General features: G+C 45.0%; 22 protein-coding genes. 18 read left to right on the forward strand and 4 right to left on the reverse strand.

Features of this window, described 5'->3' with window-relative positions; genetic code table 11:
• Positions 1–10 precede the first annotated feature (10 nt).
• Genes ON006_RS30225 through ON006_RS30245 form a run of 5 tightly spaced genes read left to right on the forward strand, consistent with a single transcriptional unit; the run spans position 11 to position 3,279 of the window.
• Positions 11–1,402 carry an aldehyde dehydrogenase family protein gene (locus ON006_RS30225; protein ID WP_244822138.1) on the forward strand — a complete coding sequence of 464 codons (1,392 nt, stop codon included), beginning with the start codon at positions 11–13 and terminating at the stop codon, positions 1,400–1,402.
• A gap of 6 nt (positions 1,403–1,408) precedes the next feature.
• Positions 1,409–2,116, forward strand: a complete 708-nt coding sequence (locus ON006_RS30230) for a glutamine amidotransferase-related protein (RefSeq protein WP_244822137.1) — start codon at positions 1,409–1,411, stop codon at positions 2,114–2,116.
• A 52-nt stretch (positions 2,117–2,168) separates the two neighbouring features.
• A complete protein-coding gene (locus tag ON006_RS30235; protein ID WP_244822136.1) occupies positions 2,169–2,687 on the forward strand; it encodes a phosphoribosyltransferase family protein in 519 nt (172 codons plus the stop codon).
• A gap of 42 nt (positions 2,688–2,729) precedes the next feature.
• On the forward strand, positions 2,730–2,963 hold the full coding sequence (locus tag ON006_RS30240) for a hypothetical protein (protein WP_244822135.1): 234 nt from the start codon (positions 2,730–2,732) through the stop codon (positions 2,961–2,963).
• Positions 2,953–3,279, forward strand: a complete 327-nt coding sequence (locus tag ON006_RS30245) for a type II toxin-antitoxin system RelE/ParE family toxin (protein ID WP_244822134.1) — start codon at positions 2,953–2,955, stop codon at positions 3,277–3,279. The genes ON006_RS30240 and ON006_RS30245 overlap by 11 nt, the downstream gene beginning before the upstream one ends.
• 3 nt (positions 3,280–3,282) lie before the next feature.
• Here the strand turns inward: ON006_RS30245 and ON006_RS30250 are convergent, their stop codons facing one another.
• The 3 genes from ON006_RS30250 to ON006_RS30260 form a co-directional block, all read right to left on the reverse strand.
• Positions 3,283–5,493, reverse strand: coding sequence for an alpha-galactosidase (locus ON006_RS30250; protein ID WP_244822133.1), 2,211 nt, complete (start codon positions 5,491–5,493; stop codon positions 3,283–3,285).
• Between the two features lie 92 nt (positions 5,494–5,585).
• A complete protein-coding gene (locus ON006_RS30255; protein WP_244822132.1) occupies positions 5,586–7,532 on the reverse strand; it encodes a KUP/HAK/KT family potassium transporter in 1,947 nt (648 codons plus the stop codon).
• A gap of 89 nt (positions 7,533–7,621) precedes the next feature.
• A complete protein-coding gene (locus ON006_RS30260) occupies positions 7,622–8,974 on the reverse strand; it encodes an Nramp family divalent metal transporter (protein ID WP_244822131.1) in 1,353 nt (450 codons plus the stop codon).
• Positions 8,975–9,128: 154 nt separating this feature from the next.
• On the opposite strand from ON006_RS30260, the gene ON006_RS30265 reads away from it, so the two are divergent.
• From ON006_RS30265 to ON006_RS30315, 11 genes are all read left to right on the forward strand, one after another.
• A complete protein-coding gene (locus ON006_RS30265; RefSeq protein ID WP_244822130.1) occupies positions 9,129–9,791 on the forward strand; it encodes a metal-dependent transcriptional regulator in 663 nt (220 codons plus the stop codon).
• Positions 9,792–9,804: 13 nt separating this feature from the next.
• Complete coding sequence (locus ON006_RS30270; protein WP_244822129.1) at positions 9,805–10,887, forward strand: LptF/LptG family permease; 1,083 nt, start codon at positions 9,805–9,807, stop codon at positions 10,885–10,887.
• A gap of 1 nt (position 10,888) precedes the next feature.
• Positions 10,889–11,812, forward strand: coding sequence for a DMT family transporter (locus tag ON006_RS30275; RefSeq protein ID WP_244822128.1), 924 nt, complete (start codon positions 10,889–10,891; stop codon positions 11,810–11,812).
• An 83-nt stretch (positions 11,813–11,895) separates the two neighbouring features.
• Positions 11,896–12,846, forward strand: coding sequence for a glycosyltransferase family 2 protein (locus ON006_RS30280; RefSeq protein WP_244822127.1), 951 nt, complete (start codon positions 11,896–11,898; stop codon positions 12,844–12,846).
• A complete protein-coding gene (locus ON006_RS30285) occupies positions 12,839–14,272 on the forward strand; it encodes a DUF6056 family protein (RefSeq protein ID WP_244822126.1) in 1,434 nt (477 codons plus the stop codon). The genes ON006_RS30280 and ON006_RS30285 overlap by 8 nt, the downstream gene beginning before the upstream one ends.
• Entirely contained in the window at positions 14,259–15,968 is a 1,710-nt protein-coding gene (locus ON006_RS30290) for a hypothetical protein (protein ID WP_244822125.1), read from the forward strand. Before ON006_RS30285 ends, ON006_RS30290 begins: the two co-directional genes overlap by 14 nt.
• Before the next feature lie 74 nt (positions 15,969–16,042).
• Positions 16,043–16,987 carry a glycosyltransferase family 2 protein gene (locus ON006_RS30295; protein ID WP_244822124.1) on the forward strand — a complete coding sequence of 315 codons (945 nt, stop codon included), beginning with the start codon at positions 16,043–16,045 and terminating at the stop codon, positions 16,985–16,987.
• Positions 16,988–16,991: 4 nt separating this feature from the next.
• On the forward strand, positions 16,992–18,449 hold the full coding sequence (locus ON006_RS30300; protein WP_244822123.1) for an MBOAT family O-acyltransferase: 1,458 nt from the start codon (positions 16,992–16,994) through the stop codon (positions 18,447–18,449).
• Positions 18,450–18,548: 99 nt separating this feature from the next.
• Positions 18,549–18,929 carry a co-chaperone GroES gene (locus ON006_RS30305; RefSeq protein ID WP_244822122.1) on the forward strand — a complete coding sequence of 127 codons (381 nt, stop codon included), beginning with the start codon at positions 18,549–18,551 and terminating at the stop codon, positions 18,927–18,929.
• A gap of 112 nt (positions 18,930–19,041) precedes the next feature.
• The gene (locus ON006_RS30310; RefSeq protein ID WP_244822121.1) at positions 19,042–20,361 is read left to right on the forward strand and encodes a DEAD/DEAH box helicase; all 1,320 of its coding nucleotides are present in this window, start codon (positions 19,042–19,044) and stop codon (positions 20,359–20,361) included.
• 14 nt (positions 20,362–20,375) lie between these two features.
• Entirely contained in the window at positions 20,376–21,308 is a 933-nt protein-coding gene (locus tag ON006_RS30315) for a polysaccharide deacetylase family protein (protein ID WP_244822120.1), read from the forward strand.
• Positions 21,309–21,372: 64 nt separating this feature from the next.
• Here the strand turns inward: ON006_RS30315 and ON006_RS30320 are convergent, their stop codons facing one another.
• Entirely contained in the window at positions 21,373–21,564 is a 192-nt protein-coding gene (locus ON006_RS30320; RefSeq protein ID WP_026630672.1) for a cold-shock protein, read from the reverse strand.
• Between the two features lie 114 nt (positions 21,565–21,678).
• Between ON006_RS30320 and ON006_RS30325 the strand changes: the two genes are divergently transcribed.
• Both ON006_RS30325 and serA read left to right on the forward strand, forming a co-directional pair.
• Positions 21,679–22,659, forward strand: a complete 981-nt coding sequence (locus tag ON006_RS30325) for a YheT family hydrolase (RefSeq protein WP_244822119.1) — start codon at positions 21,679–21,681, stop codon at positions 22,657–22,659.
• A gap of 143 nt (positions 22,660–22,802) precedes the next feature.
• Entirely contained in the window at positions 22,803–24,710 is a 1,908-nt protein-coding gene (serA, locus tag ON006_RS30330; RefSeq protein WP_244822118.1) for a phosphoglycerate dehydrogenase, read from the forward strand.
• Positions 24,711–24,767 lie beyond the last annotated feature (57 nt).

Below are 24,767 nucleotides of genomic sequence, written 5' to 3' on the forward strand. Positions count from 1 at the left end.
CCCAAAAACTATGTCGACTCAAAAAACGATCAGTCCGATTGACGGCTCGGTGTACGTTGAACGTACGCTGGCTGATGCCGCAGCGGTTGAAACAGCATTAAATAAGGCAGTAGCTGCACAGAAGGAGTGGCGTAAAACTTCGTTGGCCGAGCGTGAGGCGGTATGCCGGAAAGCACTCGAATATTTCTTAAACAATGCTGACGAAATTGGCCTGGAACTGACCTGGCAAATGGGACGCCCGGTACGTTACACCGCCAATGAAATCCGTAAAGGTTTTCAGGAACGTGCCAATTATATGATCTCCGTCGCAGGTAAGGCTTTGGCGGACGTTGAAGTGGACGAAATTCCGGGTTTTAAGCGTTTTATCCGCCGCGATCCATTGGGCGTAGTATTCGTGGTAGCTCCCTGGAATTACCCCTACCTGACTTCAGTGAACTCGGTTATCCCTGCAATTATGTCGGGAAATGCGGTGATACTGAAACATGCGCAGCAAACCCCGTTGTGTGCTGAACGTTATGCGGCGGCTTTTGAATATGCAGGTTTGCCAGAAGGTGTTTTTCAGTATCTGCATTTGAGCCACGATCAGGTAGCGCAGGTTATTGGCGACCAACGCATTGATTATGTAGCTTTTACCGGTTCTGTGGAAGGCGGGCATGCGGTGCAGAAGGCTATTAACGAGAGATTTATCATTGGTGGTCTGGAATTGGGAGGCAAAGACCCTGCCTATGTCCGTGCGGACGCTAACCTGGCAGATGCTGTTGAAAATCTGGTAGATGGCTCGTTCTTTAACTCGGGGCAATCGTGCTGCGGAATTGAACGTATTTATGTGCATCAGAATGTGTATGAGGAGTTTGTGAGCGCTTTTGCTGAACTGACCAAAACTTACACATTAGGCGACCCGACCAATAGCGAGACTACATTGGGCCCGATGGTGAGGACTTCTGCAGCCGCATTTGCCCAAAAACAAATTGACGAGGCGATAGCACAAGGCGCAACTGCCCTTATTGATACTCAGCTTTTTCCTTCACACCAGTCAGGCACTCCTTATCTGGCCCCGCAGGTTTTGGTCAATGTCAATCATTCGATGGAAGTAATGACGGAGGAAACTTTCGCGCCGGTGGTGGGTATAATGCCTGTGAGCGGTGACGAGGAGGCTATTCAGCTGATGAATGACAGCCAGTACGGGCTTACTGCATCTATTTGGACGACTGATATCGATGCTGCTTTGCAAATAGGTGAGCAGGTTGAAACGGGCACATGGTTTATGAACCGCTGCGATTACCTGGATCCTGCCCTGGCTTGGACAGGAGTTAAGAATTCAGGAAGAGGATGTACATTGTCAACCGTTGGATACGAGGCATTGACGAGGCCAAAGTCATTTCATTTAAAAATCAACGCATAATTCTGCATGAAAGTAGGGCTGCTGGAATGTGACCATGTGAGAAGCGAATTATTGGATATTGCCGGAGATTATCGAGAGATGTTTCCGGCATTGTTTTCGGTTGTCGCGCCGGAATGGGAGTTTAGTTTCTACGATGTTTGTAACGGACATTTTCCTGCCTCCGTGAGCGAATGTGATGTGTATATATGCACGGGTTCAAAGTCGTCGGTTTATGATGATGAAGAATGGATTTCGGAGTTGAAGGATTTTTTGAAACAAATCCATCAATCGGATAAAGTATACCTGGGTGTCTGTTTTGGTCATCAAATGCTTGCAGAAGCATTGGGCGGCAAGGTTGAAAAATCAGAAGTGGGCTGGTGTGTAGGTGTTCATACTTTTCAAATGGTACAGCATCGCAGCTGGATGGTACCTGCATTACCGGCTGTTAATTTGTTGATGATGTGCCAGGACCAGGTTATGAAGCTGCCTCCCGATAGTACATTGCTGGCCTCCACGCCTGACTGTCCCGTTGCGATGTTTCAGGTTGGTGCGCGAATGGTTGGTGTACAGGCGCACCCTGAATTTCCCAAAATATACGATCAGGCTTTAATGGAGCTCCGCGTCGAGCGGATAGGAGCTACCAAAGTGGCGCTGGGCATTGCGAGCCTTGAACTACGGACACATGAATTGGTAATGGCGCAGTGGTTGAAGAATTTTGCTGAGTCAATAGCGTAGAGATTCTATTCTTAATTTTATCTTTACCCTGATTTATCAACGAATGCATTCAATGACCGATAACAGCACTATTTCGCGGCGCCAGATACTCAGCCCTCATCAGACGGGCCAGAAAATTCGTCGTATCGCTTTTGAAATTTACGAGCAGAATTTCGAAGAAACCGGCATCATTATAGCTGGAATTGCGGGGGAAGGTTATGCTTTTGCTCAACGGCTGGCAACAGAACTGATGGACATTTCTCCGCTAGACGTTCAATTGATCGAACTGCGTTTTGATAAAAATATACATTTCCAAAGCCCCATTCTGTTCGATAAGGAGGTTAATGTCGAGAATCAGGTCATTATCGTGGCTGATGATGTGCTAAATACCGGACGAACATTAGCTTTCGCATTGGAACCATTCCTGAAAGTGCGTATGAAAAAGGTTCAGGTAGCGGTGGTCGTAGATCGTAGCCATCACCTGTTTCCGGTCCATGCTGACTACGTAGGATATTCGCTCAGCACCACACTGACGGAACACGTTCAGGTAGTACTAAGCAGGCCGGAAGAAGAAGGGGTTTATTTGAAATAGGAAGTATTTTTTTGATACTTGGAGAAACGAACTGAAACGACCATGAGACTACAAGTCATACACGACAGCAAGGGGAAGACGACGGGAGTTTACATTCCGATCAATGAATGGAATGATCTAAAAAAACAATACAAGGATCTTGAAGTTCTGGAATATGAGGAACCTTCGAAAGAACAAATTCTGTCTGAAATTAAAGAAGCACTTGTTCAATTGAAGATGGTTGAGCAAGGGAAACTAAAAGCCCGTTCAGCAAAAGATCTGCTGAATGAGTTATAACATACTCTCTATCCCACTTTTTGACAAGCAAGCTAAGAGACTTGCAAAGAAACATCCATCCTTAAAAAAGGACCTGGCCGATTTGATTTCACATCTTGAAACCAAACCAGATGAGGGTACACCACTGGGTAATAATTTTTACAAAATACGCTGGGCCTTTTCCTCAAAAGGAAAAGGAAAATCTGGCGGAGTAAGAATCATTACCTATGTAAAAATTCTTCAAAACACAGTATATCTTTCGAGTATTTACGATAAATCAGAGAAAGAAAATATAACTGACAGGGAGCTGGATGACATTTTCAGCATGATTTTATAATACTCAATCCACAGCCACAATCTCAATAATAACACTCGTCCGTCTCGCGCTTACTGCGGGATTGAAACCTGCTGTCATCAGGAATTCGCCGGAGTAGGTCTGGTCTTCTTTGATTGCGGTTCTGGTTTCCGGATAGAGATTCAGCTCCTTTACCTTGTATTGCTTGGCAGGGTTCAAACCTTGTAATCTGAAAGGAATGTCAGAACCTGCGCCATTGCGGTTTCCGGTGAGGTATGAAAACAGGATCGCCCGATCTTTGTTTTTGGTCGAGAACATCAGGGAAGCGAAATCATTTTGCTTGGGGTCAACCAGCCGGTAAAGGTCGCCCTGCCATACCACATCTTTGATCGAATTGTAGGTAGCAACAGCCTGCTGACTGAATTTCAGGTCTTTTTCGTTCAAATGACTTACTACAATGTCATACCCCAATTTCCCCATCATCGCCACGTCAGTACGGAATTTGAGCGGCTGTTTGCCCCAGTCCGTGACGTGGGCACTGTGTGTGATGGCCGGGTAAAAGTAGGAGTACTCCCACTGCATGAATATTCTTTCCAATGGATCTGTATTGTCGCTTGGCCAGAATTCTGTGAAATATTTCAATGCTTCATAATCCACACGACCGCCGCCACCGGAGCAAAGCATCATCGGAACCTTCGGATATTTGGCCCGCAGCTTTTCCAAGACCTTATATAGGCCTTTTACATAATCCACGTAAAGCTGCGATTGCTTCTGCTTGCTCTTTTCCAAATAGGCAGAATATGCATTGAATGTGATCGCATTACAGTCCCATTTGATGTAAGCGATTTCAGGATTTTCGGTAAAAAGCTTATCCAGAATGCCGTAAACAAAGGTCTGTACCTCCGGATTGGAAAGGTCAAGAGGAAGCTGGTTACGCATATAATGTTCCGGGCGCTGCGGCTGCTTGATCACCCAGTCGGGATGCTTTTCGTACAATTCACTTTTCGGGTTGACCATTTCAGGCTCTACCCAGATACCGAATTTGATGCCGGCGTTTTTGGCTTCTTTAACCAAGTATCCAATGCCGTGCGGCAGTTTTTTGACATTTTCCTGCCAGTCACCCAGTCCTGCGCCATCGTTATTGCGAGGATATTTGTTGGCAAACCAGCCATCGTCGAGCAGGAACAAGTCCACGCCCAGTTTTTTGCCATCTTTGAATAATCCCGAAAGCTTTTCTTCATTGAAATCGAAATAGGTAGCCTCCCAGTTGTTGAGCAATGTAAGCCGTGAACCCTCTCCGTCCAGAATCCTGTATTTTCTCGCCCAGTTGTGCAGGTTGCGGCTGGCCTCTCCTTTGCCGTTTTCTGAGAATGTGTAAATGAATGAAGGAGTCTTAAATTCCTGATTGGAACTGAGTGGATATTCGGAAGCATAATTGTTGATCCCGGCAATGAGGCGCAGATTATGGTAAGAATCAACCTCAAAATCCATACGGAAGTTGCCGGACCAGGCCAGTGTACCCAACATTACTTTTCCTTCGGTTTCAGTAGCGGGTTTATCGAAAGAAACCATGAAACTCGGTGGCTGGAAGAGGTTCGCTCTCGTGCCTAGTTTGGAATCCAAAACCCTGATCCCGGCAGTTAAATGCTCTTCCTCGGGATTCATTTCCCTGGCCCAGGTACCGTTATAATGGGTCAGGTAGAAATCTTTTGCAACAAAATAGAGGTTGGCGGAGGCGTACTTTTGCAACGTGATCTGCCCTTTTTCAGCACTTTTGATCTCGCTCCATTGTTCCACTACATTTTCCTGAGCGAATGTCCTGTAATGCAAAGTCACCTGAACAGCATATACAGGATCTTTCAACTGGATGCTGGTCAATGTCGTGTTGTCATTTTCTTTGACCGCCTTATGGCTAACGTAAATCAGGTCGAGGGAAGGATTGCCGTCTGAATGGGTTATTTGAAGCGCCGGTTCGGACACATTCCAGGAACCTGCTGGCGTGTAAGCAGAATTATAAATACCGGCATTGCCATCTCTCTGGCGGCTTTGTGAAGAAATCAATGCATAGTCGGAGGCTTTACTAAGCTTCTTCCCAAAGTAAATAATACCTGGATGGTTGTCCTTGTCCATTTGAATGACCAACGCATTCTCTCTGGTTTCGATGGGGATGGTGACTCCGTTTTGCGCGCAACCGCGGTGGCAGGATAGGAGCAGAAGAACTATGGCAACTAGGGGGAATCGGCGCAGGCAGATCATTATAACGGAAGTTGAATAGGAATTTTATAAAGCAAAAGGATCAATGATTGCAATGTTACTGGCAATATTGATCCTTTTGGTAACCAGTGTGATCAGGAAAGAACCCTTCTCAGCTTAATATTTTCCACGGGACGAATAATCAGTGGCACTTTTTCGATTTTCACTGAACTGCTGTCCAAGCCAAACCATTTATCCTCCGGCGTGGTGAAATCTTTCACGAAGAAGTAGGTTTTCATGACCAGCTGCTCTATGAACGGCAGGTCGTTTTCAAATGAAAGGAAGCGTTCCAGTACTACAAAACGGAAGTCCCCGGTAATGTTCTGGCGGCTCAGGGATTCGTACCGGCTGGTAATATCCACCTCTTTGTTCATTACCATATCCTCTACCACTTTCCTGAAAAACATATTGATCCGCTGATCCACCCGGAACCCGAGGCGGAAGTTGATTTTGATCACATTATCATTGTTATCATCATCGGAAAGGACTTTGTACTCCATTGTATACGGATCATCGGTAATGTCTACGTGGATAAACCAATACACATCGGCGCGCTTGGGCCGCTTTTGGAAAATAGAATAAATGACTTTGGTTTCGATCTCGGTAGCACGCGAGGCATTGGTCATAAATACCAGGTGCGTCGTGTATTTTGGAATACTGATGTCCCTGCTCAGCTCATGCAATGCAGGCAGGTACGTTTCGAGTTTGGTGTATTCGGTCAGACGAAGTTTAATGTAAAATGCTTTTAACCAGACGGTCATTAGTCCTGCTACCATTACACCGACGAGGATAGTAAACCAGCCACCATGCGTAAATTTCAGCAGATTGGCTCCCAAAAACAGCCCTTCGATCGATAGATACAAGAGCATGAATGCAATAACAATCCACAGGTTAACCCTTTTGACATACAGATAATATGACATCAGGATAGTGGTCATGATCATCGTCAGCGTAATTGCCAAACCGTAGGCGGCCTCCATATTGGCAGATTCTTTAAAGTAAAGAACAACGGCTACGCAGCCCAACAACAACAACCAGTTGATACTGGGAACATATAGCTGCCCTTTTTGATCGCTTGGATAAATAAGCCTGACTTTTGGCCAGAAATTGAGCCGTATGGCTTCTGAAATGAGTGTAAATGAGCCTGAAATCAGCGCCTGGCTGGCAATAATCGCCGCCGACGTTGCAATGATAATACCTGGAAGGAGCCACCATTCGGGCATGATCTCATAAAAAGGCTTACGTCCGCCGAGCAGGTTTCCGACTTCCGACAAGAGCCAGGCACCTTGTCCGAAATAGTTAAGAAGCAGGCAGCTTTTGACAAAAATCCAGCTGATCCTGATATTTCCGCGTCCGCAATGTCCGAGATCGGTATACAAAGCCTCGGCTCCTGTGGTGCAAAGAAAAACAGCGCCCAGCATCCAAAAACCTCCGGGATGTTGGGTAAGCAGTTCGTATCCATAAACGGGACTGAAAGCCTTAAAAATGGCCGGATGCTGCATAATTTGCGCAAGCCCCAGAACGCCAAGCATCACAAACCAGGTGACCATTAAAGGACCGAATGCCCTTCCGACGATTTTTGTTCCAAAAGCTTGTATCAGGAAGATCGCCGTCAGTATCCCGATGACGATCGGAATGGTTTGTATATTAGGATAGAGCAATTTGAGACCTTCAACGGCCGATGAAACTGAAATGGGCGGAGTAATGATACCGTCTGCAAGCAACGTGCTTCCCCCCAGAATTGCCGGGACTGTCAGCCATTTTGCATGTTTTCTAACCAGCGCATAAAGTGCGAAGATTCCACCCTCACCCCGGTTGTCAGCACGCAGGATCAGAATCACATATTTAACGGTAGTCTGTAAGGTGAGTGTCCAGAAAATGCAGGACAATGCGCCATAAATAATTTCTTCTGTGATTTTTTCAGGTCCAATAACGGCCTGCATTACATACAGAGGCGAGGTGCCAATGTCTCCGTAAATGATACCGAACGCAACCAGTATGCCTGCGGCCGTTACTTTGTCTAAATTATGCTTGGATTCCATTCACCTTTTATCGAAAAAACGGCGAAAGTTAGGAAACCGCATGCAAAGAAGTTACCCTCAATGACAAATTTAATTTGTCAACCAGCAAATTAGCGGGTAAAAGTGTTGAAAAGCAGGTAGCCATTGAGGCCTATGATCGTCAATGTGATTACCCAGCTGGCGGCAGTTACCATTTTGGAATTGGCAAAGCTGCCCATTATTCCCTTATTTGAAGTAAAAAGTACGAGTGGGACGACTGCAAAACTCAACTGCAACGATAAGATAACCTGGCTGAAAACCAGCAACTCGGCGGTACCTCTTTCTCCATAAAGATAAGAAACGATCAGTGCCGGTACGATGGCAATTCCTCTGGTGATCAGGCGGCGAAGCCAGGGTTTCAGGCGGATGTTCAGAAACCCTTCCATTACGATTTGCCCGGCCAATGTGCCTGTTAATGTAGAGCTCTGGCCGGAAGCGAGTAACGCCAATGCGAAAAATATGCCCGCAAGGCTTACACCCAAAATCGGGTCGAGTAAATGGTAGGCGTCGGTAATGTCAGCAATTTCAAGGTGACCATTTGCGTGAAAAGCAGTGGCTGCCAATACCAGGATAGATCCGTTGATGAAGAAAGCAAGTGCAAGAGAAACCGTTGAATCGATGGTAGCAAACTTGATGGCCGATTTTTTACCTTCTTCGGTTCTTTTGAATGCACGGGTTTGTACGATACTGGAATGCAGGTACAAATTGTGCGGCATGACTGTCGCGCCCAAAATTCCGATCGCGATATAAAGCATTCCCGGGTTGGTGACGATTTCTTTTTTAGGCAGCAATCCACCCAGCATACCGGAAACAGAAGGCTGGGATACGATCATTTCGTACAGAAAACTCAGCAGAATGATGGTCATCAGGCCTGCGACGATACTTTCAATAATGCGGAAACCTTTTTGCTGAAAGTAAAGGACAATGAGTACATCAAAAGCGGTTAACACAACCCCAACCGGCAGCGGAAGGCCAAATAGCAGATTGAGCGCGATAGCAGAACCGATCACCTCGGCGAGGTCTGTGGCAGCAATGGCAATTTCAGAGAGAACCCACAGCACAAAAGATACAGGACGGGAATAATAGTCGCGGCAGGCTTGCGCAAGATCGCGGCCGGATGCGATCCCCAATTTGAGTGAAAGATGCTGCAAAAGCATTGCAAACAGGTTGGAAATCAGGATAACCGATAGTAATGCATAGCCAAATCGTGAACCTCCTTCAATGTCGGTGGCCCAGTTTCCCGGATCGATATAGCCGACCGATACCATCAGGCCGGGCCCGGCGAAAGCCATCAATTTTTTCCAAAATCCTGCTCCTTCGGGAACGGGAATAGATGAATGAACTTCTGACAAAGAGGCAAGACGGTCGGTATCGTCTAATATCTTATTTCGCAATGATCTATTTTCTTTTAGGCTGTCTATCATTTTTGTGAGCGTTCGAAATAAACAATTTCGTTTACCGAAAACAAAGATACAGAAATTCTTAAATATATTTTTAGGTTAGTCTAAATTTTTTATTTTATGATTTGTAAATCGTACTTTTGTAATAATCAGATCAGGCAGCTAATGCCAACTTGCAATGCAGAACTCCTTCACAGAAGAAAATTATCTAAAAATCATTCATTCGCTTTCCGGACGCGACGGTGGAGAAGTAAGTACCAATGCGCTTGCTGAGAGCACAGCGACCCGCGCGGCATCCGTTACAGATATGTTACGTAAGCTGGCGGAAAAAGGATTAATCAATTACAAAAAATACCAGGGCGTAACGCTGACCGAGCTGGGTGAGAAAGTGGCGATCAAGGTGATCCGCAAACACAGGCTCTGGGAGGTGTTTCTGGTTGAAAAGCTGGGTTTCGGGTGGGATGAAGTACACGACATTGCCGAAGAGCTGGAACATATACCATCGGAAGTTCTCGTGGAAAAACTGGATGTTTTTCTCGGTCATCCCAAATTCGATCCGCACGGCGATCCCATCCCTGATGCAAAAGGAAACCTCACTGAACCAGATTATCGTATCCTGACGGATGCGCAGATCGGCGAAAAAGTGCTGATGATGGGCGTACTGGATCACGCTCCTTCATTTTTACAACATCTGGACCGTTCGGGAATTACATTGGGTGCAGTTTTGGAGGTCAAAGAAATTAATGAATATGATAAGTCCGCTTCTGTACAAATAAACGGCGGTCAAACGTTGTTTATCAGTCTCGAGGTATCTAAAAATTTATTGGTACAGCGCCGATGAGACCAACCCAGCCATGAGATTTAAAATTCTGGATCGCTATCTGATCAAAAATTTCCTGATAACCTATGTTTTCGTGGCGTTCGTGATCGTACTGATCATTTGCATGATCGATTACACGGAAAAAGTAGATGACTTTCTGGATAAAAAGGCGCCTCTCAATGAGATCCTCATTGACTATTACCTCAATCTCATTCCCTATTGGATCAATTACATCAGTCCGCTGATGGTATTTATTGCGACCGTATTTTTTACATCCCGCATTGCCGCCCGGACAGAAATTATTGCGATGCTCAGCAGCGGTATCAGTTTTGGACGCATGTTGCTGCCTTATATGGTAGGCGCGGTGATCCTCGGTGCGGTTACATTTTTGCAGGTAGGATGGATTTTACCAAAAGCGAATAAGATCCGTAACAATTTCGAGAAGACCTACGTCAAGCAGGAATTCTATTTCAGCGGACATAATGTACACATTACCATCGCTCCCGACGTGTACGCTTATTTGGAAAGCTATAACACCGGTACTAAAACCGGGAATAAGTTTACGATGGAAACCATCAAAGGCACGCAGCTTGTACAAAAATTTTATGCCGATAAAATCGTCTGGCAGCCCAAAAAAGGCAAATGGACATTGCAAAATTACCAGGTGAGAACATTGGATAGTTTAGGGGAAAAGCTAAGCAGCGGGATGGAGATCGATACGACGATCAATCTTTCCCCCAAGGATTTTGAAAGCGATTATAACCTGTTCGAGACTTTCACATTACCCGAGCTGAATGCCTATATCGATCTGCTGAAAAGCCGTGGAGCTGATGGTCTGGAAGTGTATCTCATTGAAAAATACATTCGTTTTACGCAGCCTTTCGCGATTTTGATCCTCACGGCCATTGGGGTGATTGTGTCCGCCCGTAAGAGCCGGAGAGGCGTAGGGTGGCAGATTGCGCTTGGCTTCATGCTTGCCTTTATATACATTCTCTTTTTTCTTTTGTCAAAAGGTGTGGCGGAAGCAGGTACGATCAATACATTGTTCGCAGTATGGCTGCCCAACATTGTTTTTTCATTGATCGGAGTGGTTTTATACAAAACATTGCCCCGCTGATATGTTTTCATCCACCAGCCTGCGGTCGTACTTACATTTGCATTTCCTGGTGATGATCTGGGGCTTTACGGCCATTGTAGGGCTAATGGTTACGATTTCTCCGGTCGCATTGGTGTTTTATCGTACACTTTTCGCGGCGGCAGGACTGGGGTTTATTATTTTTTTCAAACAAAAAACATTTAAAACCGACAGCGCAGACCTCATCAGAATGCTTGCCGTGGGGTTTGTATTATCAGCTCACTGGATGCTTTTCTTTGCTTCGGCGCGGATATCCACCGCCTCCGTTTGCCTCGCAGGAATGGCAACCACCTCCCTCTGGACCAGCCTGATCGAGCCATTGGTAAGCAAAAAGCCGGTTCGTCTGCTGGAAGTAGGGTTAGGGATTCTGGCTTTTGCAGGTTTATACGTAGTCTTCAAATTTGAATTCGACCACGCGCTGGGACTCGCGTTGGCATTGGCTTCCGCCTTGCTGGCAGCTGTATTTACGGTCGCAAACAGCAAACTTGTTCAGCGGATCAGTGCTTACACCATTACTTTTTACGAAATGATCGGCGCTACTGCCTTTTCGTTTGTGTTTCTGGGGATTTCGGAATGGCAGGGTTGGACGAGAGGCGAGCCTTATATTCCCGCTGCCAAGGATTGGGTCTGGATATTGTTTCTCGCATTGATCTGTACAGTGTATGCCAGTACAATGGCTACACAGCTCATGAAGCAGTTTTCGGCCTATCTGATCAATCTCACTATCAATCTCGAACCGGTGTATGGTATCGCGCTTGCTTTTTTCTTTTTTGGTGAAAAAGAGCGGATGACGGAAGAATTTTATCTGGGTACCTTGCTCATTTTGCTTGCAGTGTTGCTTTATCCATTGCTGATGAGGACAACCTTTGGGAAACGTGACCGGAAAATAATTGAGATGAAGAAATAGACCTTATTGAGCCGGGTCGGATAAGGAAAAGGAGCATATTAACTTATTACTGCTATTTTTGTCGCTCAATCAAAAGGATATATATGAATCCAGCCCGTTTACTTTTAGTAATACCATGCTACAATGAGGAAGCGATATTGTATCTGACCTATTCTAAATTAAACATCTACTTCAACGGCATCAAACAGCAAGGGCTTATCGCTCAGGATAGCAGAATATGTTTTGTGAATGACGGAAGCAGGGACCGGACCTGGAATATTATTGAAGATCTTTGCCGCCAGGACCCTAATGTGATCGGGGTAGGCTTGTCCAGAAACTTCGGACATCAGAGCGCCATCATGGCCGGACTTGAAAAACACATGGATCATTTCGATTGCTTTATCACGATTGATGCTGACTTGCAGGATGATATCAATGCCATTACTGCCATGATCGAGAAACATCGGGACGGCGCAATGGTGGTGTATGGCGTGCGGGGCGACAGAAGTTCGGATAGTTGGTTTAAACGGTCTACCGCGGAAGGATTTTATATTTTAATGCAAAAAATGGGCGTTCCGGTTGTTTTCAACCACGCTGATTTCAGGCTGATGGACCGCCGGGTGTTGCAGGAACTGGGCAATTATAAAGAAATCAACCTTTTTCTGAGGGGCGTCGTGCCGCTGATTGGTTTCCAAAATGATAAGGTTTTTTACAACAGATTGGAACGTGAGGCTGGTGAAACCAAATATCCATTGAGCAAAATGCTGCTCTTTGCCTGGAACGGAATTACCTCGTTTTCTACATTTCCAATGCGGCTGGTGCTTTACTTTGGCTTTTTTAACTTTTTGGTAGCCATGGCCATTGTCGTATACATTTTGTTCTCATACCTGGTAGGCTACACCGTCCCCGGCTGGACATCCACAATGCTGCCGATCACCTTTTTCAGCGGCTCCAATATGATGGCACTCGGCCTGATCGGGGAATACATTGGTAAAATTTATGAAGAAGTAAAAGGCCGCCCACGTTACATTATTGAAAAAACTGTCAATGAATAGATTTTATAGAAAATACAGGATCGTTGGTAACTGGATTAACATTATCCTGATGCTGACCGTGCTTGTACCATTGCTCGCACTTTCGTATTTCAATCACCCATCCCCCGCCGACGATTATTGTTACATTGATACCGTATTCAAGTTTGGTTGGCTCGAAGCCATGAATTATTACTATTCCGGCTGGACAGGGCGCTATTTTGGTATTTTCCTCAACCATAGCAATCCGTTAATATTTCATTCCATCACAGGATTTAAAGTACTGCCGGCGATCTTGTTGCTGACGGTGCTGTTTTCATTGTACAGCCTGTTCCGGCACTTGACCCCCACATTGTCGAGGATGGCGCATATCGGTTTTGCCGGGGTCGTTTTCTTCTTGTATGCGTTGAAAATGGCAAGTATGGCTGAGGCATTTTACTGGATGGCATCATTTGTAACCTTCACCATTCCCAGTGTATTTATTCTGTTTTGGATCGTGCTGGTTTTGCGCTGGTACCGCCAGGATACGCAGTCTGCCAGAATTCTCATCGGGGGCTTGGCTGGTTTCATGATTTTTGCGGTGGTTGGCAGTGGTGAATCAACACTTTTGACGATTATGTTGCTGATCGGCGCATGGTGGGTTTACAGGTTGCTTTACCATCGGAAAGTCGATGGTTTCATGATTGCGATGCTCGCGGTCTCGCTGCTTTCGTGCTATTTCTATTTCAGCGCACCCGGGAACAGTGCCCGGATCGGTACTAATCCTCTGGGAGGCAACATTCCGTTTTCGGCCATTTCATCATTCAAAAAGCTTGCATTCCTGAGCTATGACTGGATTTTCAAGACGCCCCTGATTTTCTTCTCTGTGGCCTGGCTGGTGGTGCTATCCCGGTTGTCCGAAGGCGCGAGAAATTACTTTTCGATCCCTGTCTGGTATGCAGTATTGCTGTTTATAGGAGTACTTGCCGCTCAACTTTTTCCTAATTACTACGGAGTCGGCATCGATCCATCACCACGGATCATTAACTGCGTTTATTTCTTCTTCCTGATTGGCTGGTTTTATGTGGTCGGTGTGGTATTCCATTATTTCCGAAAAGTGAAAACAGGGCAGTTACATTTCTCAATGGCGCGTTACGGAGCATTGTACGGCATATTGGTGATTTCCATTGCATTGTCTTTTTTCAAAAGCACCAATGTGCGAATGATGTACACCGATTTACTGAAAGGCCGTGCAGCCGCATTTGACAGGGAAATGTTTTCGCGTTATGAAACACTAAAAAATTCAAAAGAAGATGTCGTCTATCTGCCACCAATTATGGCAAAACCGCTGTCGATTTTTTACGATGACGATATCAAGACAAACAAAGACCATTGGTGGAATAAGTGCCTCGCGGGCTATTATGGCAAAAAGGCCATTTATATGAAAAATAGTGAAGGTGAACAGAAATAGCAAGCTTCTTATTGTCGCCGGAATGACGGTACCTGTTCTACTCTGGGTATTTGTCATTTTATATTATTCCATCAATCTGCCCTGGTACGACGATTTCGATCCGTTCCCGGATTTTCTGCACAAATGGATCACCGACGCATCGCTATCCGACCGGCTGAAACTACTATTTCAGCCTAATAATGAGCATCGAATGATCGTCGGAAAGCTGGTAACATTGATTTACTACTGGATTACCGGGCACCTTAATTTTACTTTCCTTCACATTGCGGGCGCGTGTTTTACATTAGGTACACTTGCGATTTTCTGGCAATCATTTAAAAAGAGCAAGCTCAGCTGGTGGTATTTTCTGCCGGTACCGTTTTTGCTTTTCCAATTACAATATCACCTGGTTTTCCTTTGGGCCATTTGCAGTTTGCAGCATCAGCCGGTGGTTTTCTTCGTGTGCCTGTCCATGTTTTTATTATCCAAAAACCGTTTTGGATGGGCAGTGCTGGCGGCGGTTTGCGCTACTTATGCGATGAGTAACGGAATATTTGTCTGGCCTGCGGGCGTGGTCGTATTGTTACTGAGCTTTCGTTACAAGCATCTGGCGGTATGGTGTGTGGCGGGGGCATTAGCTGTTGGCTTCTATTTTTATGGGTTGTCGGCACAGGGTAACGAATCCAGTCTGGCGTTTTTTGCGAAGTATCCACATTTATCAGTATTGGGCTTTTTTGCTTTTCTGGGCGGTTTATTTGACTTTTTCCCGGAGAAAACCATCGTCGTACGCTCAGCATTGCCGGTAATGATGGGTTTTCTGGTGATGATATGGATTGTAATTTGGCTTCTTCGTCAACTCACTCCCTGGCTGACTCAAACATTAGGCTGGCCACGTAATGCTTCCGGTATATCAGGTTCTAGTTTTGAAACCGACATTGAAACCAAAGCATTTCAAAAGTTTTTGTTGGGGATTCTGACATTTTTATTAGTCAATGCATTAATCATCGGTCTGCTGCGGCCCAGATTTGGCTTTTTTGTGATGATCGTCAGCAACTATAAAATGTACCCAGCATTGTTCCTGACCATTGCCTACCTGACATTCATAGCTTCAACCAACCGGCAAAGTTTACAGAAACGGGCATTTCAACTCACTTGTGTCACCGGCATTGTTATCTGGTGCATTTCGATTTACAGTTATTTGCCGGTAATCTCCGAAAGGCATAAGTACTTAATGGTAAATGGCTACAATCAGGAGCACAATGGATTTGGGCTGGGACATGTTCCCTATTCAAAAAGCGCCGGATATGTGGATGATTTGATGAAGGACATGGTGCGTTTGGGAGTTTATAAGTACCCTGCCGAAGTGTCCGCGCTGGTCGCCAAAACAGCTTCCGTGCAAGGGAATGCTCCTTTTCAGCAGGAAATAACCATTACTGACCGTGAAAAGGCGTTCTATATCGACGATTCGGTAAGTCCAATGTCGTTCAACCGGGCAAGTGGTCAATATGCATTTGTCAGAAATAATAAACAGCTTTACTTTTTCAAAATGGAGCCGCACAAGTACTCCGGGCGGAATGTTTTGCGGCAGTATGACAAGGGTTCAGATGTTGAAATTCCATTCACTTCACTGCTACCGGGCACATACGATCTGGGAATAATCCGCGTTCGGAATGGACAGACAACGGGAGGCATTCTTAGAAAAATCACAATACCTTAAATAAATGAATATTTCGATAATGCACTGAAAGGTGTATTTTTGCCGCCATAGGTCCAATTGAAAACAGTATCATATTGAAAACCCCTCAGATATCCATTGTTGCGCCGCTTTATAACGAGTCCGAGTCTTTTCCTCTGCTGGTGAAGCGTATCAATGCGTTGATGGATTCCAGTCCGCTGGCAATAGAAGTAGTGCTGATCGATGATGGTAGCAGGGATGATACTGCGCTCAAAATCAGGCAGCTGGCATTGACCGATGAACGGTACCACGGTGTGTTTTTATCCAGAAATCACGGCCACCAGCTGGCATTGACGGCTGGTATCTCTGCGGCAAGAGGTACCGAGGCACTTTTTGTCATTGATGGAGACTTGCAGGATCCGCCAGAGCTGCTTCCTGAGTTTTACAAGCTGCTTAAGGACGGAAATGACGTGGTATATGCAGTCCGCAAAAAGCGCAAGGAAGGTTTTGTCAAGAAAACCGGTTACCATTTATTCTACCGGATCCTTCGTTCCATTTCCTATGTCGAGATTCCGCTGGACAGTGGTGACTTCGCGCTGATCAGTCGCAGGGTTGTGAATGTGCTTAATAAAATGCCCGAAGAAAGCCGTTATCTGCGGGGAATGCGTTCCTGGATCGGATTTAAGCAGATCGGCTTCGAGTATGAGCGAGATGCCCGGGCTGCCGGAGAATCCAAGTACTCATTCAAGCAGCTGTTTCAGCTGGCTTATAATGGTATTTTCAATTTCAGTGAATTTCCGGTAAAGTTCATGAGCCGGGTAGGAATTACCGCTATCCTGATCTCGCTCGTTTATTTCATGACTGTTGTGATCAAGAAAATGTTCTTCTCGCACGTCATTGAAGGTTTTACTTCCTTGCTTTTTGTGATCATATTATTCAGCGGAGTGCAGCTGCTCGCCCTCGGAATTATCGGGGAATACGTGCTGCGCATATTTTTCCAATCCAAAAACCGTCCATTATTTATCATCAAAGAGGAAATAGTCAACCGCGAGTACATTTGATCTGATGCAGTTTAACACGATCCAATTCATCCTATTCTTTATTGTCGTTACGCTGGCTTATTTCAGTCTGTCCTGGCGTGGCCGCTGGATGCTTTTACTGGCAACCAGTTGCTATTTTTACATGGTTTTCAAGCCGGTTTTTATACTGATACTATTCGGGACCATCGTCATCGACTACTACGCGGGTATCTGGATAGCAAAATCGCAAGATGCAAAGCAAAAAAAGCTACTGCTGATCATCAGTTTGATCTCTAACATTGGTATCCTTGCTTTTTTCAAGTACTACGACTTTTTACAGGATTCTATCAACAATATCCTCGCTTCCATGGACTTGCGGTTTGGTATTCCGCCATTGACGAGAATTTTGCCAGTGAAAATAGCCGAAATGATAACCGAAGCGGGACATGTTATCCTGCCAATCGGACTGTCATTTCACACTTTTCAGGCGATGAGCTACACCATTGAAGTGTACCGTGGTAACCAGGCCGCAGAAAAGCACTTCGGGATTTACGCCCTGTATGTGATGTTCTACCCCCAGTTGGTAGCCGGTCCCATCGAGCGGCCTCAGAATATGCTGTACCAGTTTCATTCGTATTTCAAATACGACTTTGAGCAGGTGAAGCAGGGATTAATGCAAATGGCTTTTGGGCTTTTTAAGAAAATGGTCATCGCCGACAGGTTATCCATGGTTGTGGATTATGCCTACGATCCTGCTTCGGAGCATAACGGGCTCACATTACTGACGGCGACCGTATTTTATTCCTTCCAGATATACTGCGACTTCTCGGGTTATTCCGACATGGCCATCGGTGCGGCGCGGGTAATGGGTTTTACGCTGATGGACAACTTTCGTTCGCCATATGAAGCCAAATCCATACCGGAATTTTGGGGAAGATGGCACATTTCGCTTTCCACATGGTTCAGGGACTATCTGTACATTCCATTAGGAGGAAATCGGAAAGGTGAACTGATGAAATATCGTAATCAGTTGATTGTCTTTATGGTAAGTGGACTGTGGCATGGTACCAGTTGGAGCTTTGTGATATGGGGAGGGCTTCATGGCATATACCAGGTACTAGCTTCTATAAGGGAAAAATGGATGAGAAAAGCCAATATCAATGTACCCGATAACCTCTTTTTCAGGTCGATTAATGTTTTTTTGACTTTCATGTTAGTGACGCTTGCCTGGGTTTTCTTCCGGAATTCTATTGGCAGATCAGTTGTTATTTTGAAAGAAATTGCCAATCTGTCCTTTTCAGACAAGATACTTACCCCCCTCAATTCGGTGGAAATGTGGTTTTGCGTTTTCTTGATCGTTTTCCTGTTGATCAAGGAACATTATTATTTAAAAATCCCTACCCGGAACACGACCGTATTCTTTATCCTGTTCCCTATCATTGCCTTTCTGACTTATTTTCTGGGTGTGCTCACTGAAAATCAATTCATATACTTCCAGTTTTAAAAGCAGGGATAAATAGGCAAACATTTGCTCTTAAATATTTGTTACCCATGTTCAAAGGGCAATTCCAGCCCTTCTATACAGATTAAAGTTTTCAATAAAATGTACGAAGTAACGTCTGACAACCGGTTAAAAAGTTTGATAGTGGTAGGTGACCGGGTATTGATCCGCCCCAAAAGTCCGAGCGACAGAACCAATAGCGGTTTATACCTTCCTCCCACCGTTACCGAGAGGGAACAAGTGCAAAGCGGCTATGTGATCAAGGTGGGGCCGGGCTATCCCATTCCCGTTGCGGCGGAAGATGAGCCTTGGAAAGAGACCGAAGAAAAAGTGAAATATATGCCTTTGCAGTCCAAGGAAGGTGATCTTGCGATTTATCTGCAACGCAACGCCATCGATCTGGAATATGACGGGCAGAAGTATGTGATCGTTCCGCAATCCTCGATTCTCATGCTGGAACGCTCAGAGGATTTGTTCGACTGATCTGAAATCCTGTAATCATTTGCAGCAAAGCATTCGGTTCTGTTTTAATGTCAGCGCATCAGAAAAGTGTGACCTGCGTGGTCATCGGTAGCAAAGTAGCGTATCTTTGGGCATGATAAATCCCGAAAATCGTTCCGTTAATCTTGATGGGCTAGGCGTTGCTGAACTGAATGCAATGCAAAATGAAGCAAATGACGCCATTCTGCAAAACAATGAAGTAGTACTCCTATCTCCCACAGGCTCAGGGAAAACACTGGCCTTCCTGCTTCCTATTGCAGGTATTTTGAAACCAGACGTGCAACAGGTGCAATGCCTGATCGTGGTCCCTACCCGGGAACTAGCCCTTCAGATCGAGCAGGTTTGGCGAAAAATGTCAACTGGTTTGAAGGTAACCTGCTGTTATGGCGGGCACGACATGCCCACAGAAATTCGCAGTATGGTAGAGCCCCCCGCATTGATTATTGGAACCCCGGGACGTATTCTGGACCACATTCAACGAAAATCTTTTACGGGAAAGGAAATTTCCACACTGATACTCGACGAATTTGACAAGTCGCTGGAAATGGGTTTTCAGGAGGAAATGACGGACATTATCCGGAATCTCCGAGGCCTTAAAAAGCGTATTCTTGTATCGGCTACCAATGCTAAAATCCCTTCATTCGCAGGACTGAAAGCACCGGTAGTTATTGATTATGTCAATGAAAAAAGGGAGAAAAGCGGATTGACGCTGGTTCAGGTATTATCGGACAAAAAAGATAAAATTCCCGCACTTGTCAAATTACTGGGCGTTTTGGGGGCAGAAGCCACTCTAATATTCTGTAATCAAAGAGATTCCGTTGAGCAAATCAGTGCAATATTGAAAGAGGAAGGCATTGATTGCGCATTTTTTCATGGCAAGCTGGAACAGGAAGATCGCGAAAGAACATTACTCCGCTTCCGCAATGGATCGGTGCGGTACCTGGCTGCGACGGACCTTGCCGCGCGTGGGCTGGATATTCCCGACGTAAGGCACGTGATCCATTTTGAACTACCGATGAAAGCGGACGAATTCACACATCGCAATGGCCGCACAGCCCGTATGATGGCCGAAGGTACCGCGTACATTCTCACCCACCAGGACGAGCAATTACCGGATTACATTCCGGCCAGACTCAAAACCCTTGATCTCCCGGCAAAATCGCCGGTACCACCAGTTTCCGAGTGGCTAACCGTGTACATCAGCGGAGGTAAGAAGAACAAGCTTAACAAAATGGACATTGTAGGCTTTCTGATTCAAAAAGGGCAGCTTGAAAAACAGGACCTGGGGCTTATTGAGGTGAAAGACAACATTTCTTTTGCCGCTGTGAAACGAAATAAAGTGAAAGGAATGCTCAGCCTCATTGCAACAGAAAAGATGAAAGGAAAGAAATATAAAATAGAAATTGCCAGATAGAATCCAGACCGATCATGAAAAAGGCGATCCTCCAACTCGCATTACTCTTAATCAATACGACGGCATTCGCCCAGCAGCGAAGCGTTTCCATTACCATCGACGATGTGCCGAATGTGCAGTTGTTTGAGGCAAATGGTTACTCTTCTATTTTGCTGAAAAGGCTTGATTCGCTTGCATTGCCTGTTGCAATATTCATTAATGAAGGCAATCTCAAACAGACCAAATCTTTCGATAAGAACAAGGAGCTGCTAAAAAGCTGGGTTTTGAATGATCATATCACGGTGGGCAATCACAGTTACTCACATCCCAATTATGGTGATATCGGTTTTGATGCATTCAAAGAAAATGTTGTGAAAGGAGAGACGCTGACTCGTGAAATTCTCAAAGGATCGGGTAAAAGGCTCGAATATTTCAGATTTCCGTTCAATGGAATGGGGAAGGATAGTGCGGCGCAAGCCAGTATGAAGCAATTTTTGAACAGCAAAAATTACATTGTTACGCCATTCACAGTCGAGAGTGAGGATTGGCTATACACTCAACTGTACGAGAAAGCTCTCAGGGAAAAGGATTATAAATCTGCCAAAACCATTGGCGAAAAGTACGTACAGTTTTCACTGGCGCTTTTTGACCATTTTGACAATCTTTCAGTCGCGCTCTACGGGAAGCCGGTGAAACAAATTTATTTGTGCCACGATAACCGCTTGAATGCCGACTACTTGCCTGTGTTGATCAGCCAGTTGCAGAAAAAGGGTTACAAAATGATCAGTTTAAAAGAAGCAATGCTTGATCCGGTTTATCAATCGAAAGATTACTATTACGGCAATGGTGGGTTTTCGTGGATTTACCGCTGGATGAAAGATGTAGACAAACGCCGGGCTGCGATGCGCGCCGAGCCTACGAATGCAGACATTCAGAAAGCTTACGAAGAAATGAGCAAGGCAAAATAAAAGTATGGGCATAAAAAAAGCATGCAGTACAGCATGCTTTCGAAATGTCTTATTATGCCTAAACTTAGATAACGCGAACGTTAACTGCGTTCAGACCTTTTTTTCCATTTTCTACGTCGTAAGACACTTTGTCATTTTCACGGATATCGTCTTGAAGACCTGAAACGTGAACGAAAATGTCCTTCTCACCAGTTGATGGTTGGATGAATCCAAATCCTTTGGAATCATTGAAAAACTTTACTGTACCTTCTGCCATTAGTATTGATCTTATATTTTTTAAAAACCAAATGTATATAGAAAAAAAATAGAAACAAGATTAAAATTTAAAATCGCTTAGAATTATTCTAGTTAATTAATTAAACTTTGTGGCATGCCCTTGATTGAAACCGCATCGACTATTTCCCCTTACTGGCTCCCAAACGGGCATTTTCAGAGTATTTACCCGGCACTTTTCCGAAAAGTAAATGGGGTAAAATATAATAGAGAAAGAATTGTAACTCCTGATGAAGATTTCCTGGACCTGGACTGGTCTTACGGAAATGACGCGGGATCAGGACGTTTGGTTATTCTTTCTCACGGTCTGGAAGGTAACAGTACGCGGCAGTATATGCTAGGAATGGTGAAGGTTTTGAACCAGCACGGATTTGATTGTCTTGCCTGGAACTTCCGTGGCTGCGGCGGCGAAATGAACAAGACTGCCCGTTTTTATCATAGCGGAGCGACCGAAGATCTTGATCTGGTCGTGAAGCATGCTTTTGAAAAGAATAAATACAGCAGTATTCATCTGCTTGGTTTTAGTTTGGGAGGTAACCTCACACTTAAATATTTGGGCGAGTCGGGTGCTCGCATTAATGCGTGCATCAAGAGTGCGCTGGTGTTCAGCGTCCCGATGGACCTCAAAGCTTGCAGCCTGGCTATCATTCAACCTGAAAATCGGGTTTATATGCATCGGTTTTTAAGATCTCTGAGACCGAAAGTGAATGAGAAAGCAGTACATTTTCCTGAGCGTATCAATATAGCAGACCAAAAGCATGTGCGTACGCTCTACGACTTTGACCACATTTTTACGGCTCCGCTGCATGGGTTCAACAGTGCGGACCACTACTACGAGCAATGCAGCTCCCAATTCTTCATCAAGGACATTGCAATTCCAACAATGGTCATTAATGCTAAAAATGATCCGATCGTACCTTACCAAAGTTTGCCATTAACGGAATTGAAGGCCCATTCGAATGTTCATCTGCTTGCTACCAATGACGGTGGACATTGTGGTTTCAGGCCGGCTGAGGTCGCCGATGGCTGTTATTGGTCGGAAAAACGGGCTGTGGAGTTTTTAGTCAGGGAAACTTAAACCGCAATAAAACTCATCCAAAGAATATTTTGTTAGCGTCATAGCTAACGGATTCGTAATTTTGCACCGTAATTGAAGAAACACCGGACCCTTAGAGATATAAATTACGTCAACTCGATTATTATTAAGTTATTTCCCGCTTCATGTCCACATTAACTCTCAATCCACCACCGTACATTATCATTGATTTCGACAGCACTTTTACGAAAGTAGAAGGATTGGACGAACTCGCTGCGATTGCCTTGAAAGGTCATCCGGAAAAAGATCTGATCGTTCAAAAGATATCGGACCTTACCAACAAGGGAATGAATGGCGAAATGTCATTTGCGGATGGGCTGCGTCAGCGAATTGCTTTGCTGAAAGCAAACCGTTCCCATATCGACGACCTGGTTTCTTTTCTGAGGACCAAGATTTCGGATTCTTTTCAGCGAAACAAACAGTTTTTGACTGAAAATGCAGACCAGATATTTATTGTTTCGAGCGGTTTTAAAGAGTTTATTGTACCGATAGCGACGGAAATGGGCGTTCGTGAAGATCACGTGTATGCCAACGAATTCGTTTTTGACGAGGAAGGTAACATTATTGGCGTCGACGAAGAAAACCAGCTTTCAACAGACGGCGGAAAGATCAAGATCCTTTCTACGCTCAATCTTGCGGGTGAAGTTTATGCGATCGGAGATGGTTATACGGATTATGAATTGAAAGCTTCGGGGCTGGCAAATCGTTTTTATGCCTTCACTGAAAATATAGAGCGGCCGCGCGTGATGGCGGTTGCAGACCATATTGCGACATCTTTTGACGACTTCTTGTACGATAACAAATTGAGCAGAAGCCAATCTTATCCAAAAAGCCGCATCAAAGTTTTGTTGCTGGAAAATGTACACCCAGCAGCGCTGCGCGCCTTTGAAGAACAAGGCTTTAATGTAGAGTTTGTAAAAGGTGCATTAGATGAAGATGAGCTTTGCGAAAGAATTAAGGACGTTTCCATTATAGGTATCCGTTCCAAAACGAATATTACAAAACGTGTTCTTGAAAATGCCAATCGTTTGATGGCTATCGGGGCATTTTGTATTGGTACCAATCAAATTGATCTTGACGAAGCTGCCAAGCGTGGTATCGCAGTTTTTAATGCGCCGTACAGTAATACCCGTTCCGTTGTAGAGCTTGCGGTCGGTGAGATGATACTCCTGATCCGTAATATCGTAGGTAAGAGCAACCAGCTCCATCAGGGAATCTGGGACAAATCAGCCAATGGTAGTTTTGAGGTTCGGGGTAAAAAACTGGGAATGGTGGGTTACGGTAGTATCGGTACCCAGCTTTCTGTGGTGGCAGAGGCGCTGGGAATGGAGGTTTATTTTTATGATGCGGTAGAGAAATTGTCAATCGGCAATGCCAGAAAAGTAAATTCTTTGGAAGAATTGCTGGGACTTGCGGACGTGATCAGTATGCACGTGGATGGCCGGAAAGAAAATACCAACCTGATCGGAAAGCGCGAGTTTGACCTCATGAAGGACGGCGTAATATTCCTGAACCTGTCACGCGGGCACGTGGTGGACATTCAGGCATTGGCTGAGGCTGTGAAGAGCGGAAAAGTGGCTGGTGCTGGTGTGGACGTATTCCCGAAAGAGCCTAAAACCAATGATGAGTTGTTTGAAAGCGAATTGCTGGGCTTACCGAACGTAATACTGACGCCGCACATTGGCGGAAGTACAGAAGAAGCTCAGGAAAATATCGGGCATTTTGTTCCTTCCAAATTGCTGGAATTTATGAACAACGGAAGTTCTTATGGAAGCGTGAATTTCCCGGAAGTTCAGTTGCCTAAACTGAAAGATTCTCATCGCTTGCTGCATATCCACGCCAATGTGCCGGGTGTGCTTGCGAAGTTGAACCACATTTTTGGCAAGAATAACATTAACATTACAGGCCAGTATCTCAAAACCAATGAGCATATTGGTTATGTAATCGTGGATATTGCAAAAGATTACACTGAGGAATTTATTCAGGAAGTGAAAGAACTGGAAGGAACCATCCGGTTCAGAATGCTTTACTAGGCTTTGTTGAAATCAAAAAGTGAACTGTAACAGGTTCACTTTTTTTATCGTCCATAA

This window comes from Dyadobacter pollutisoli, assembly GCF_026625565.1.
Taxonomy (GTDB): Bacteria; Bacteroidota; Bacteroidia; order Cytophagales; family Spirosomataceae; genus Dyadobacter; species Dyadobacter pollutisoli.